General features: G+C 66.6%; 12 protein-coding genes. 5 read left to right on the top strand and 7 right to left on the bottom strand.

Annotation, left to right across the window (positions count from 1 at the left end; genetic code table 11):
• Window positions 1-17: 17 nt before the first annotated feature.
• The 3 genes from ligK to QRN53_RS07170 are packed head-to-tail and all read right to left on the bottom strand — an operon-like array spanning window position 18 to window position 2,958.
• Entirely contained in the window at window positions 18-701 is a 684-nt protein-coding gene (gene ligK / locus QRN53_RS07180) for a 4-carboxy-4-hydroxy-2-oxoadipate aldolase/oxaloacetate decarboxylase (RefSeq protein WP_285243329.1), read from the bottom strand.
• A 20-nt stretch (window positions 702-721) separates the two neighbouring features.
• Window positions 722-1,747, bottom strand: coding sequence for an amidohydrolase family protein (locus tag QRN53_RS07175; RefSeq protein ID WP_285243328.1), 1,026 nt, complete (start codon window positions 1,745-1,747; stop codon window positions 722-724).
• The gene (locus QRN53_RS07170) at window positions 1,744-2,958 is read right to left on the bottom strand and encodes a 4-oxalomesaconate tautomerase (protein WP_285243327.1); all 1,215 of its coding nucleotides are present in this window, start codon (window positions 2,956-2,958) and stop codon (window positions 1,744-1,746) included. Before QRN53_RS07170 ends, QRN53_RS07175 begins: the two co-directional genes overlap by 4 nt.
• A 214-nt stretch (window positions 2,959-3,172) precedes the next feature.
• Here QRN53_RS07170 and QRN53_RS07165 point away from each other — a divergent pair, with 214 nt between their 5' ends.
• Window positions 3,173-3,832: a GntR family transcriptional regulator gene (locus QRN53_RS07165; RefSeq protein ID WP_285243326.1), complete on the top strand. Its 660-nt coding sequence runs from the start codon at window positions 3,173-3,175 to the stop codon at window positions 3,830-3,832.
• Between the two features lie 131 nt (window positions 3,833-3,963).
• On the opposite strand, the gene QRN53_RS07160 is transcribed toward QRN53_RS07165, so the two are convergent.
• The gene (locus tag QRN53_RS07160) at window positions 3,964-5,136 is read right to left on the bottom strand and encodes a chaplin family protein (RefSeq protein WP_285243325.1); all 1,173 of its coding nucleotides are present in this window, start codon (window positions 5,134-5,136) and stop codon (window positions 3,964-3,966) included.
• 89 nt (window positions 5,137-5,225) lie between these two features.
• On the bottom strand, window positions 5,226-6,251 hold the full coding sequence (locus QRN53_RS07155) for a hypothetical protein (protein ID WP_285243324.1): 1,026 nt from the start codon (window positions 6,249-6,251) through the stop codon (window positions 5,226-5,228).
• Window positions 6,252-6,430: 179 nt separating this feature from the next.
• Here QRN53_RS07155 and QRN53_RS07150 point away from each other — a divergent pair, with 179 nt between their 5' ends.
• The 4 genes from QRN53_RS07150 (at window position 6,431) to QRN53_RS07135 (ending at window position 10,073) form a co-directional block, all read left to right on the top strand.
• A complete protein-coding gene (locus QRN53_RS07150) occupies window positions 6,431-7,219 on the top strand; it encodes an alpha/beta hydrolase (RefSeq protein WP_285243323.1) in 789 nt (262 codons plus the stop codon).
• A 35-nt stretch (window positions 7,220-7,254) separates the two neighbouring features.
• Window positions 7,255-8,196 (top strand): carbohydrate kinase family protein, encoded by a 942-nt coding sequence (locus QRN53_RS07145; RefSeq protein ID WP_285243322.1) that lies wholly within the window; start codon window positions 7,255-7,257, stop codon window positions 8,194-8,196.
• A gap of 228 nt (window positions 8,197-8,424) precedes the next feature.
• Complete coding sequence (locus QRN53_RS07140; protein ID WP_285243321.1) at window positions 8,425-8,652, top strand: DUF2188 domain-containing protein; 228 nt, start codon at window positions 8,425-8,427, stop codon at window positions 8,650-8,652.
• Window positions 8,653-8,858: 206 nt separating this feature from the next.
• Complete coding sequence (locus tag QRN53_RS07135) at window positions 8,859-10,073, top strand: sensor histidine kinase (protein ID WP_285243320.1); 1,215 nt, start codon at window positions 8,859-8,861, stop codon at window positions 10,071-10,073.
• Between the two features lie 138 nt (window positions 10,074-10,211).
• On the opposite strand, the gene QRN53_RS07130 is transcribed toward QRN53_RS07135, so the two are convergent.
• Together QRN53_RS07130 and QRN53_RS07125 are read right to left on the bottom strand one after the other, a co-directional pair.
• A complete protein-coding gene (locus QRN53_RS07130; RefSeq protein WP_285243319.1) occupies window positions 10,212-10,802 on the bottom strand; it encodes a matrixin family metalloprotease in 591 nt (196 codons plus the stop codon).
• A gap of 642 nt (window positions 10,803-11,444) precedes the next feature.
• Window positions 11,445-12,620, bottom strand: a complete 1,176-nt coding sequence (locus QRN53_RS07125; protein ID WP_285243318.1) for an ABC transporter substrate-binding protein — start codon at window positions 12,618-12,620, stop codon at window positions 11,445-11,447.
• Window positions 12,621-12,752 lie beyond the last annotated feature (132 nt).

The following is a 12,752-nucleotide window of genomic DNA, read 5'->3' as shown; positions in this document are numbered from 1 at the left end:
CGGCAGTCCTGCGTGCGTCAGGGGACATAGCGCAGGCCTGCGGTTTCGAGGGGTCCGCGCATGTTGTAGATGTCGAGTCCGAGTTCTCCGTTAGCAAAGCGCTGGCGCTTGGCTTCTTCGTTGTCTTCGCGTTTGCGGGCCGCTTCCGCGACGTCGGCGGCGCGTTGGGCCGGGACGATGACGACGCCGTCGACGTCCGCGACCACTACGTCGCCCGGGTTGACCAGGGCGTTGGCGCAGATAACGGGGATGTTGACGGATCCGAGGGTGGCTTTGAGGGTGCCTTTGGAGTTGATGGCGCGGCTGAAGACCGGGAAGTCCATCTCCTGCAGGGTGGCGACGTCGCGGCAGCCGCCGTCGATGATGAGGCCTTTGGCGCCGCGGGCTTTGAGGGAGGTGGCCAGGAGGTCGCCGAAGAAGCCGTCTTCGCTTTCGGTGGTGCACGCGGCGACCACGACGTCCCCGGGCTGGACCTGTTCGGCGGCGACGTGCATCATCCAGTTGTCTCCTGGCTGGAGCAACACGGTGACGGCGGTGCCGCACATGGCGGCGCCGGGGTAGACGGGGCGGAGGTAGGGGCGCATGAGGCCCAGCCGTCCCATGGCTTCGTGGATGGTGCTGACGCCGAAGGCGGAGAGGGCTTTGACGTCCTGTTCGGCTGCGCGGGTGATGGTGGTGTGGACCACGCCGAGTTCCTGCATGTTTGGGGCTCCTGGGATGGCTAGCGGCCCTGCTGCTTGAGCAGGGTGTTGAGGCGGGGGTAGACGGTGCGGGCGTTGTGTTCCTGGATGGCGGCGAGGTCTGCTTCGTTCAGCCCGGCGGCGTCGATGTAGCGGGCGGTGTCGTCGAAGTGGTGGCCGGTGCAGGGGTCGATGTCGCGGACGGCGCCGATCATTTCCGAGGCGAACAGGATATTCCTGGTGGGGATGACGTCCAGGAGCAGGTCGATGCCTGGCTGGTGGTAGACGCAGGTGTCGAAGAAGACGTTGCGCAGCAGGTGTTCTTCGAGGGCGGGTTTGCCCAGTGCCATGGCCAGGCCCCGGAAGCGTCCCCAGTGGTAGGGGACAGCACCGCCGCCGTGCGGGATGACAAATTTCAGGGACGGGAAATCCGCGAACAGGTCGCCTTGGATGAGCTGCATGACGGCGGTGGTGTCCGCGTTGAGGTAGTGCGCGCCGGTGGTGTGGAAGGCGGGGTTGACGCTGGTGCTGACGTGCACCATGGCGGGGATGTCGTACTCGACCATTTTTTCGTAGATCGGGTACCAGTACCGGTCTGTCAGCGGGGGAGCGGTCCAGTGCCCGCCGGAAGGGTCGGGGTTCAGGTTCAGGGCCACCGCTCCGTATTCCTCAACGCAGCGGGTGAGTTCCGGGATGGATGTGGCCGGATCCACGCCGGGTGACTGGGGAAGCATCGCGGCCGGGACGAACCGGTCCGGGAAGAGCCGGCTGACCCGGTAGCAGAGCTCGTTGCAGATCGCCGCCCACTCGGCCGAGGTCTCGAAGGTGCCGACGTGGTGTGCCATGTAGGAAGCCCGGGGCGAGAAGACGGTGAGGTCGATTCCGCGTTCGTCCATGAGCCGCAGCTGGTTCGCTTCGATGCTCTCCCGGAGTTCGTCGTCGGAAATGTTCAAATCTGCCGGGGACGGCGCCAAGGCGGGGTCTTGCAGTGCGGCGACCTGCCGGTCCCGCCACTGCCCCAGGGCGGCCGGGGCGGTGGTGTAGTGGCCGTGGATATCGATGATCACAGTGTGTGCTCCTGGAATGAGAGGTGGGCGGGGACCATGACGGTGCCTGCCATGAGAAGCCGGGCCGTGCGGATCAGCGCGGATTTGACCACTTTGGTGGGGTCTTCGGCGTCCAGGCCGAGCTGGACGGTGAATTCACCGCTGGGGTGCTCCACGGCGACCGTCATGTCCGTCCCTTCTGGCAGGATGGCGACGTCGTGCGCCACGGTCCCTTTGAGGATTGCGGCGGTGGCTGCGGTGACCGCGGCGAGCACGCCGATGGATTCATGGCAGACGTGCGGGATGAAGCTGCGGGTATTGACCGCACCGCCCGTGGCCGGCGCCGAGACCAGGGTCATTTTGGGGTAGTTCTTGTCCGTCGCGTCGCCGAGGCCCATGAGTTTTCCGCATGCCAGCCGCAGGTCCTCAAGGCGGGCCTTCAGTTCTGTGTCCTTATTAAGGTCGACGGCGGACTCCCGCCCCGTGCGGCCCAGGTCGCCGGCGTTGATGATCACCAGCGGTTGGCCATTGTCGATGCAGGTCACGTCCACCGCCCCCACCCCGGCGATTTCCACAGTGTCGCGGAGGTTGCCGGTGGGCAGCAGTGCGTCGCAGACCGAGCCCGCCGTGTCCAGGAAGTTAATTTCCACTGGCGCGGCCGTGCCCGGAACACCGTCGATCCGGGCGTCCCCGGCGTACTCGACGTACCGTCCTGCCGGTCCCAAAGGCGTCCGGACCGTGATCTCGGCGACCAAGCCGGTGTTCACGGTGAGGACCCGCGCCGTGGTGGTGTCGCCGTCGGGCGTCAACAGACCTGACTCGATGGCGAACGGGAGCGCGGCCGCCAGCATGTTCCCGCAGTTGGGCGTGGTGTCCACCAGGCCGCTGTCCGGCTGGAGCTGGGCGAACAGGAACTCAAGGTCCACCCCATCCCGATCACTGATCGAGACGATCCCGGCTTTGCTGGTTAATGGGTGGGCGCCGCCGAGCCCGTCGATCTGTCGCGGGTCCGGGGAGCCCATGGCCGCCAGCAGGACCGCGTCCCGGATGGCTGTGTCGGCCGGCAGGTCGGCGGCACGGAAGAATGGGCCCTTCGAGGTCCCGCCGCGCATGAGCCAGCACGGTACGGGGGTTTGGCCTCCCGCGGAGGGTCCGACGTGCGCAGGCGTGGTGTGCGGCGCCACTGAGTCCGCGCGGCCCGCGCCCGCCGCCAGGGGAATGCCCTCATCCATGGTTTGTCCTTTGGTGATGTGGGAGGGCGCCCTCGGTAACGACGCCGTCGCCTCAAGTGAACCAAGTTACATTCAAGATTGTCAACAATTTCTTGTACATTTATGTTTACGGTCTGCTTTGGGGCGTGGATGTCTCCCCTTGGAGGGGCAAGTAGGCTGGTACAAAGTTGTTGACAATATTGATTGCCCTGGACAAGCGCGGAGGTGGCAAGGCATGGAAACCCTCGGAGGCATCACGGGCCGGTCCCTTACGGTTGCCGAACTGGTGGATGTGCTGAGGTCCGCCATCGTGGGCGGAGACCTGGTGCCAAACCAGCGCCTGGTGGAGGCGGACCTGGCCGCTGAATATGGGGCCAGCCGGGGAAACATACGGGCGGCGTTGGCAGAACTGACGGTCGAAGGCTTGGTGGAGCGGGTCCAGAACCGCGGCGCCCGCGTACGCGCTGTTTCCGTGGAAGAGGCGGTTGAGATCACCGAAGTCCGCGCCGCCTTGGAGGCCTTGTGCGCGCGGAAGGCCGCCGAGCGGATCACGGCGGATGAGGCCGCCGAGCTTCAAAAGCTTGCCGGGCGGATGAAGGACGCTGTGGAACGTGGCGACCGGGACTCATATTCGGAGTGCAACCAGATCCTGCATGCCAGGGTCATCGACATCAGTGCACAGCAAACTGCCGCAGCAACCATCCACAGGCTCCGCGGCCAGGCCGTGCGCTTCCAGTTCCGGCTTGCCCGGCAGCCAGGCCGGCCGGCAGTTTCTTTGCCGCAGCACCTCGCCATCATCGACGCCGTCTGTGCGCACAATCCGGATGCCGCCGCCCATGCGATGCGGGTGCATTTGGAAAGCGTCGCTGACGTCATCCGTTCAACGCATACCTGACCCCTTCTGCACTAACCTGGTGCGCGATCCTGCGGCCGCCGTTCCGCTGTGGCCTGCTCGGCGGCTCTAGGTTGTGGGCGCGGGAAAGTGCGGCGGGCTGCCTGGTGCAGCCCGCCGCACGCGCGATTGGGTCAGCCCTGCTTCCGACGCAGGACCAGCGTCAGCAGACCGCCGAAGGCCAGGAACAGCAGGCCCACCAGCAACATGCCGGTATTCACTCCCGTGTTGGCAAGGGCCGCCGGGGCTGCAGCGTAGTTGGCCTGCATTGGAGCCGCTGCGGCGCGGACGTCAGTGGCGCCGGCCGCCGGCTGGTCCGCCGGAGCCTCGGTGGACGGAGTGGTGACCGTCGGGGTGGTGACGATCGGCGGGGTAACTACCGGGGGGTTCACCACAGGAGGAGTCACAACTGGCGGCGTGACAACCGGAGGGTTCACTACTGTGGCTGTCGAATCACCAACCACGCCCACAGAGGTGGCACCAAGGGAGATCGGAAGGGTGATCGGGGCCACTACTTGGGTTCCGGAGAGGAGCCCGTCAGTTCCGCCGGTGGTGATGGACCCAGCGGGTGCCGTCGTGGTGCCCGTGGTGCCGGCGCCTTCAGCGCCGGCAGCTGAATCCCCGACGAGACCCACAGACGTGGCTCCGAGGTTGATCGGCGCAGTTACAGGCGCCACTACCTGGGTTCCGGAAGCGATGCCGTCGCCGCCGCCTGTGGATGCGGCCGGTGCCGGAGCCGGTGCTGCCGGTGTTCCGGCATTCTGCGTGCTCGCTGCCGAGTCGTCAACACCGCCCACCGACGTTGCCCCCACGGTAATGGGAACGCTGATCGGGGCGACCACCTGGGTTCCGGATGCGATGCCGTCAGCGCCGGTGGTGGTCGCAGCGGGCGCGGGGGCTGCTGGTGCCGTGCCCGAAGTGGCTGTGTTTTGCGTGCTTGCGGCTGAATCCCCGACGAGGCCCACGGAGGTTGCCCCGAGGTTGATCGGCGCGGTTACGGGCGCCACCACTTGGGTTCCGGATGCGATGCCGTCGCCGCCGCCTGTGGATGCGGCCGGTGCCGGAGCCGGTGCTGCCGGTGTTCCGGCATTCTGTGTGCTCGCTGCCGAGTCGCCCAGCAGGCCAAACGAAGTGCTTCCAACGTTGATGGGAATCGTTACGGGGGCCATCACCTGGGTCCCTGAAAGAAGCCCGTCATTTCCCGAGGTCGTGGTGTCTGCTGCGTTGGCGGCGACACCCCCGAAGGCCAGCAGTCCACCGGCGAATGCGGTGCCGAGCAGGCACCTGCGAATGTTGCGATGCATCATTTTGAGTTCTCCTGAAAAGTTGGTGTGGGCATACTGCTTAGCCCGGAATTGGCTCAGATTCCGCATGTGAATGCGCGGAGGGGCCTCAACTAATCAGGAGAAGATCCGGGGTCGAAAGGCACCGGTGCGGGGGCCGCAAGCAGGCGGCCTTCGATGGCGGCTGTACCCCCCGCGGGAATGTAGAAATGGTGGGCGTTGAGCCACGCGGGGACGGCCGGGCCGTTGAAGCCGGAGGAGCTGCTTCCGCCGGTGGTGGCACCCGGCATGCCCGGGAGGGCATCCGAAGGTTCGTGGATTGGTGCGTGGTCCGGGCCGGCTTCGGCAAGTGCCGGGGTGTCTGCCACTGACTTCATTCGGGTGTCACAGGCCTGGCCGATTAAGGGCAGGGCGTCCCTGTGACTTATCGCGGCTCGACCCGGCGCGGTGAAGGCGGCGCCGGCGTTTGCAACCGCAGACGCATCCGCTTCTTGGCCTGCCTGCGGAAGGCCGGTCACGGAAGGGGCGGTGGTCGGCGCCGGATCAGGGGTAAGAATGTCGATGGCGTCGGTGACCACGGGGGGAACCGGGCCGGAGTCGGCCGGGTTCACGCCGGGGAGCGGAACTGCGTCGATGAACGGTTCCACAACGGGGTCAAACGGCTCAAGGACGGCGCCGGCAACTGGGGCCACGGTTATCACTGTACGGTTCACCACGGTATCGACCGTGGTGACAACCGGGTCCACCACCGTGCCCACCGTTCCGGCCGGCACTACCCGGTTGACCACGGGGACGGCCTGCACCACCTGGTCAGCAAGGCCGGTGACATCTTTCACTGCCGGGCCCAGGGATGGCGTGGGGATCAGTGCCGGAACGCTCGAGACAGGCGCATTATCCGGACCGCCCTTGATGCTGGCTTCCACCGGTTCCAAGGCACCCTTGGCTTGATGTGCGACGTTGGTGGTGGCCGAGCGAAGGGATGATCCGACCGATCCGAGCAGGGAATGTCGGGAGTCCGAGTCGTCCGCTCCGGTATCGGCAGCGGCGCCGCCGGCGGACAATGCTACCCAGGCGGCGGTAGCGGCGAGGGCAAGCAGGAGGGGGCGGAGGAAAGCCCAAGGCTCAATATGTGACTTCACTCGGAACGCCTCCCCCCAGAGATTGCTCTTTCAAGCAACATCAAGCATAAGCGCAGGTCGGAAGCCAAGTCCAGCAAATAGAAGAATTAAACAAGAGGGAACTTTCGCTTATGCCGGTTCGTTCGGGCCGATCGCCGGCGCGGCTTCCGCCCACGCCCAGTCACTGTAGTCTCTGGCACATGGTGCAGCGGCTGAAGTACTCCTACGGTGCGGACCCCAGCCAATGGGGCGAGCTTTTCCTGCCAGATCTTCCCGCGGCCGGGCAGCGCCGGGGGGTAGTGGTGGTGATCCATGGCGGCTACTGGCGCTCAACGTATGGGGCGGAGCTCGGGGAGCCCCTTGCCATGGATCTCGCCGAACATGGGATGGCCGCCTGGAACCTGGAGTACCGCCGCGCCGGCAACGGCGGCGGCTGGCCCGGCACGTTCCAGGATGTCCTGGCCGGCATCGACAAGCTCGGCGAATTGGTCGAGCCGCACGCGCTTGACCTCGGCAAAGTGGTGGCCTTGGGCCATTCCGCCGGCGGCCACCTGGCCGTCTGGGCTGCGGGGAAGGGGCGTCGGGCCGCGGTGGGGCCGGACGCGGAGCGACCGGACGCCGGCGGTGTCCGCCTCGCCGGGGTGGTCAGCCAATCGGGCGTCCTGAACCTGGCCGAGGCCGAACGCCTCAACCTCAGCAACGGTGCGGTGGCCAACCTCCTCGGCGGACCGTCGTCGGAATTTCCCGGCCGGCACCGCAGCGCCGACCCCATGGCCGCGCTGCCGCTGGACGTTCCGGTCTTTGCGGTGCATGCGGAGGCGGATGAGGACGTGCCGGTGGCCATGTCTGCGCTGTACGTGGACGCAAGCGGGGCCGGGGGAGTCCCTGCGCGCCTTGTCATGGTGCCCGGCGACCACTTCGACCTGATCAATCCCGTGTCCCCGGCGTATGCGACGTGCCGCGAACTGGTAGCGCAATTGCTGCGCTGACACGAACTGCTGACCACGCCGCTTTCTGGCAGAGTATGACCATGCTCACAGTTATTGGCGAAGGCCTTGTCGACGTCGTCCAGCGTGCCTCGGGAATCGAGGCGCACGTCGGCGGCAGCCCCCTCAACGTCGCGGTCGGCCTGGCCCGGCTGGACCATCCGGTGCAGTTCATCGGCCGCTATGGCCGGGACGCCTACGGCGACTCTGTGGCCGCGCACCTCCGCGCCAGTTCCGTGATGCTGCCGCTGCCTCCGGATGAGTTGCTTACCAGCGTTGCCACCGCGTTGATTGACGACGACGGCGCCGCCACCTACACCTTCGACCTCGCCTGGGAGCTGCCCGGCCTCGCAGGCCGGCTCGGCTTCATGCTGCAGGGCACCACGCTGCTGCACACCGGCTCCATCGCCACCATGCTGGCGCCGGGCGCCGCCGAGGTGCTGGCCGCCGTCGAGCATGCCCACCCGTCCGCCACCATCAGCTTCGATCCGAACTGCCGCCCCAGCATCATCGCCGATGTGGACTACGCGCGCCGGCAGGCGGAGAAGTTCGTGGCACTCTCGGACGTGGTGAAAGCCTCCGACGAGGACCTCGCCTGGCTCTACCCGGGCCAGGACGTGCTGGATTCGGCACGGAAATGGCTGGCGCTTGGCGGGGAGGAGGGCCCCGCGCTGGTGGTGGTGACACGCGGCGCGGACGGCCCTTGGGGCGTCTGCCGTGCGGGTGAAGCGTCAATTCCCGCACCTAAGGTGCAGGTGGCGGACACCGTGGGCGCCGGCGACTCGTTCATGGCCGCGCTCCTCTCCGGCCTGGTTGACCGGGAACTGGACGGCGCCCAGAACCGCGAGGACCTGCGCAACCTGCCCGCCGAAGGGCTGGCCGAACTCCTGGCGCATGCTGCCCGTGCGGCGGCCGTTACGGTGTCGCGCCCTGGTGCCAATCCGCCGACACGGGCTGAGCTGAACGCAGTGGAGGGGTAGGACGAGGTTGCGGAGACGGTTCTCCACGGAGCCAAAGGACTTGGATTACCAGCCGGCTTGAAACGTAAGCATGCTTTCTATTAGGTTGGTGTCAGCTTCTCCGCCGGCCCCCCAACAGGCGGAGTGGTTGCCAGGAATGCCCCGCTCTACAACTTGTGCTGCGGGGCTTTTCGCTATCCGCGCTTGCGCAGCAGGTGTCTTGGAACCGAACGGCAGAGGGAGTGTGCAATGGCTCAGGGTGACATCGAGACGTACTACGAAGACGGCCAGTGGAAGAACAAGCGTGAAGGCGCTGCGCGAGCTTTTGGCGCCGGCTACAGCACCAAGGAAGAGGCAGCAGCCGCCGGCCGCGACGCCGCGAAAGCGGACAGGGTGGAGCACGTCGTCAAGAACCAGGATGGCCAGGTCGGGGAGAAGTACAGCTACGGCAACGATCCCCGGAACGTCCCGGGCTGATTGGTACGGCACCCCCTGGCGCCGCCGTGCCGGGGGAGGCAAGGAGGGCCGGCTCATGGTTTCGAGCAGGCCCTCCTGTGTTCTCCCCGCGCGGGGGCGCCTGTATGCGATGCTGGACCGGTGGACGATCCCGGCATGAATGGCTTGGCCACCGCGTGTGCGGATGGCCGGTGCTTCCAGTGCCCTGATGAGAAGGTGCGCAGGCCATGACGGTGAACGAGATGGTCCGCGACGCAGTCCTTGCCGGAACGGGACTGCCAATTCCTGGTCCGGACGGATATGTCGAAGTCCCGGCTGCGTCGGAACGGTTGCAGAATCTTGTCGAACTGGCCCGCACGGTTTGTGGCCAGCCCGTGACGGCCATCAACATCATTACCGAAGACCTCCAATACCAGGCAGCCACCGCGGGCATGGAGCCGTATCTGTGCACCAGGGAAGACTCGATGTGCGCGGTGGGGTTCCTTAGTGGTGAACCCACCGTCCTCGAGGATGCGTCCCTGGATCCCCGGTACCGCGACAATCCCTATGTTGACGGCCGACGGAGCAGTGTCAGGTTCTACGCCTCCATTCCGCTGGTGACCGACGACGGGTTTGTCCTGGGCACCTTGTGTGCCGGCGCCCGGGAAACCGGCCGGCTCAGCGGCGAACAACTCCGCGGCCTTGAAATCCTCGCCGCCCAAATTGTCGACGTCCTGCAGCTCGAACACCGCGCACGCCGGCTGGCTGATGCGCTGGCCGAAGCCGAGCGGAGCAACACCCTCCTGGCGGAGTTTGCCGGCAGGATCAGCCACGACCTCCGCAACCCGCTGAGCTCGATCCTCGGATTCGTGGAACTGGGCGAAATGGACGCAGAGGCAGGCGACGACGCCCGGCTTCCGGAGTACCTGGGCATTGTGGGACGGACCGGGCGGCGCATGCTGGCGATGGTCGAGGACGTCCTGGCTTTCGCCACCATCGGCGGAGACCTGCAGCCCGCCACGGTTTCCCTGGCGGACCTGGTGGGGGATGTCGTCGCGGACCTGGCTACCGCCGTGGAGGAGTCGGGGGCGTCGGTGGACTCGGGGGAGCTGCTATTTACCGCTGACCCGGTCCAGACCCGGGTGCTCTTGCAGAACCTCATCCACAACGCTCTCGCCTACCGCCGGCCAGGCGTCCCACCAGTCATCCACATCAGCGGCCACCGCGGCGAAGACGGCGCGGTCCTGCGCGTGATCGACAACGGCAAGGGCATCGCCCCGGGCGACCGCGAACGCGTCCTCGATCCACTGGTTCGCCTTGACCGCCAGGGGGACCCGCCCGGATCCGGCCTGGGCCTGGCAACCTGCGCCCGGATTGCCGCCGCGGCCGGCGGACGGATTGACCTCGGTCCGGCCCCCGAGTCCGGGACTGTTGTCACCATTCACCTGGGACCTGGCAGCTAACCAGCCGCCACGATGCCGGCGGCCTCCTTGAACAGGCCCCTCATCCACTCATGCTCGGCGTCCCGGTTGCGGACGGGGTGCCAGCACGGGCAGGAATCCATCCCTGGCCCAGGACTGCGGATATTGGGCGCCCGGTCCTCACAGCTGCGGGGCGCACGGACCCGTTCCCAGGAGGGCGAGGCCGGCGCGGTCACCAGCTGCGTAATCCACCAGACCCATGTTTTCCGCGTGCATTAGTTGGCCTGGATCGTTCACATGGCCCAGGCCCAGCACATGGCCAAGTTCATGCATGATGACTGCGCGGACCTGGGCAGCGCCATCGGGGCGGCTGGCCAGTATGCCCGCGAGATCGGGCGCGTCAAGGCGCACCTGGCCCGCAACGAGGACCAGCGGCTGCCCGGTGACTTGTGCATAGCCGCTGCCGCCATCGCCGGCTACGTTTCCGGCAAGCCTGGGACTTTCCGCTGGAGTCGACCAGGCGATCAACAGTGGCGCCCACCGTTTCCCGTAGCGGTCGGGCTGGAAAACCGGCCTGTTGTCTGTCGGGGCCTCGGTGGTGGTTCCGTCATCAACGAATTGCAGGCCGGAGGCCGCGGAAGCTGCTGCCACGGCTTCCCGAATGAGGGTGTCGCCACCGGGTATCGCATTGTCCGGCCGCACAACGAAGTGGACCGGGCGGCACGGATCGTAGGCGACGAAACGCTGATCCGCATTGGGTGATGCCTGCAAGGCGAACGCCGTTGACCCAGTGCTTGGAGGAGGCGTACCCAGGGGAGACGGGGCAGCTTCGTACCCGGGGGGAGGCACCTTTGCCCCGGGCAGATAAGGGGCAACGGCAGGAAGAACTGCTCTATCAAAGACCGCAGGAGTGAGCCACAAACCGGTAACCAATGCGATCCCCAGCATCGTCTTGAACTGCATCGACCGTTGGGGTCGACGTCGCTGTCCTGGCCCGCGTCGGGGCTTTTTTAGTCGAGCGGGGTCAGGGTCAGTGCCGCGCCAGGGTGATGGCGGATTCGCGGCGCCAAAAGCCTCATCAATGGCCCACTGGGGGATGCGTCCGCTGGGGGAGCGCCGGACTCTTGGCGGGAATGAATCTCTGGGCGCGTCCTGTCCTGAGCCGTTGCTTTTCCCGGAACCAAGCACCGGCATCCCCCTCGTCCCTGCTGCCTGCCGCAGGTCAGCTCCTTTAGCTTAGGGGCGGCGTGCTCGGCCCCGGCGCTGGAAATCCACAGGATTAACGCAGGAAATGACCCGGCCGGGCGGAGCGGCAGTCCCGGACGTGGTGAGGCCGCCGGCCTAGAACGGTTGCTCCGCAGGTGTCTCTGTAAGGGCACAAACGACACCCGCGGAGCAACCGATGCGGCGGAGCTATTCCTTGCCGAGCCCGGCTGCCGAGGTCTTCTCGCCGGACACGCTGTTAAGCGCCCGCAGGTCGAAGATGCCGTTGATGTCGGCCTGCTTGGTGGTACCGGCGGTCACGCCGTCGGCCAGGAGCTTCTGGTAGGTTCCGGCAAGCGGGTCCACGGTGAAGACGATGTTCTTCAGGGACCGGTCAATGACATCCGGCTTCAGCTCCGCGCCGGCGGCTTCCTTCAGGGCGGAATTAATCACCGTGGCCTTGTCGGCGGCAGAGGCATTGTTCAGCCACTCAACCGACTTCACGTGGCCCTTCAACAGCGCCTTCACGGTGTCCGGGTGGTCCGCCGCGAACTTCTGGTTGACGATCAGGATGGTGGTTGGGAACTCGCCCGGCTTGCCCGAGAGGGAGCCGTCCCACAGATCTTTTTCATCCACCAGCACCTTGGCGCCGGCGTTCAGCACCAGGCGGGAGGCCCAGGGCTCGGGCAGCCACGCGCCGTCGAGCTTTCCGTCCTGGAACAGCTTGAGGGTCTGGGCGTTCTCCGTGGGGTTGATGGCGACGTCGCCACTGCCGTCCACGTTCGTTTTGTAGCCCTGCGCTGAGAGCCAGGCTCGGAGGGCGACGTCCTGGGTGCCGCCCAGCTGGGGCGATGCGAGGGTCTTGCCCTTGAGGTCCGCGGCGGAGTTGATTTCCGGCTTGACCACAAGCTGCGCCCCGCCGGCGGCAGCTCCGGCGATGATGCTCACCGATTGGCCCTGGCTCTTGACGAACGAGTTGATGGCCGGGTTGGGGCCGATGTAGGTGGCATCGATGGCGCCCGCGTTCAGGGCTTCGATGGCGGCCGGACCGGCATTGAAAACCTGGGTGCTGAGTTTGGTGCTGCCCAGTTCGTCGGCGATAAAGCCTTTGCTGACGCCCACCAGGGCCGGGGCGTGCGTGACGTTGCCGAAGTAGCCCAGCTTCAGCTCGGCTGCCGGGTTGCCGGACGGGGCGCTTTCCTGGGTTGCGGCCGGGGCGCTGTTGACGGCGGAGGCGACGGCGGCGCCACCGCCAACCAGGGCCAGGATTGCGGCGGCAATGCCGATTTTCAGGCCCAAGGGGCGCTTGGGTTTGGCCGACTGGCCGGCCACGATGCGCGTGGAGTTCTGCGGGTTCTTCGGAGCCTTGTCCTGCGGGTTGGTCATGGGGATTCCTTTGCTGCGGCGGATGCTGAGACGAGGTTACGGAGCGCCCACCGGGGCCACAATCGTTCCTGTCGCACTGGTTCACCCGGCGACGCGAACGCGCAACGCGGCGTCGCAGAGCGTCAAGAAACG

Source organism: Pseudarthrobacter sp. fls2-241-R2A-127, from assembly GCF_030209355.1.
In the GTDB taxonomy this organism is placed as follows: Bacteria; Actinomycetota; Actinomycetes; order Actinomycetales; family Micrococcaceae; genus Arthrobacter.
Note: the sequence above shows the minus strand (reverse complement) of the source record. Positions and strands in the feature narration are given on the sequence as shown.

What these genes read in the sequence shown, in the direction of transcription:
- ligK (WP_285243329.1), bottom strand. Translation starts at nt 701, where the DNA reads ATGCAGGAACTCGGCGTGGTCCACACCACCATCACCCGCGCAGCCGAA.
- QRN53_RS07170 (WP_285243327.1), bottom strand. Translation starts at nt 2,958, where the DNA reads ATGGATGAGGGCATTCCCCTGGCGGCGGGCGCGGGCCGCGCGGACTCA.
- QRN53_RS07165 (WP_285243326.1), top strand. Translation starts at nt 3,173, where the DNA reads ATGGAAACCCTCGGAGGCATCACGGGCCGGTCCCTTACGGTTGCCGAA.
- QRN53_RS07160 (WP_285243325.1), bottom strand. Translation starts at nt 5,136, where the DNA reads ATGATGCATCGCAACATTCGCAGGTGCCTGCTCGGCACCGCATTCGCC.
- QRN53_RS07150 (WP_285243323.1), top strand. Translation starts at nt 6,431, where the DNA reads ATGGTGCAGCGGCTGAAGTACTCCTACGGTGCGGACCCCAGCCAATGG.
- QRN53_RS07145 (WP_285243322.1), top strand. Translation starts at nt 7,255, where the DNA reads ATGACCATGCTCACAGTTATTGGCGAAGGCCTTGTCGACGTCGTCCAG.
- QRN53_RS07140 (WP_285243321.1), top strand. Translation starts at nt 8,425, where the DNA reads ATGGCTCAGGGTGACATCGAGACGTACTACGAAGACGGCCAGTGGAAG.
- QRN53_RS07135 (WP_285243320.1), top strand. Translation starts at nt 8,859, where the DNA reads ATGACGGTGAACGAGATGGTCCGCGACGCAGTCCTTGCCGGAACGGGA.
- QRN53_RS07125 (WP_285243318.1), bottom strand. Translation starts at nt 12,620, where the DNA reads ATGACCAACCCGCAGGACAAGGCTCCGAAGAACCCGCAGAACTCCACG.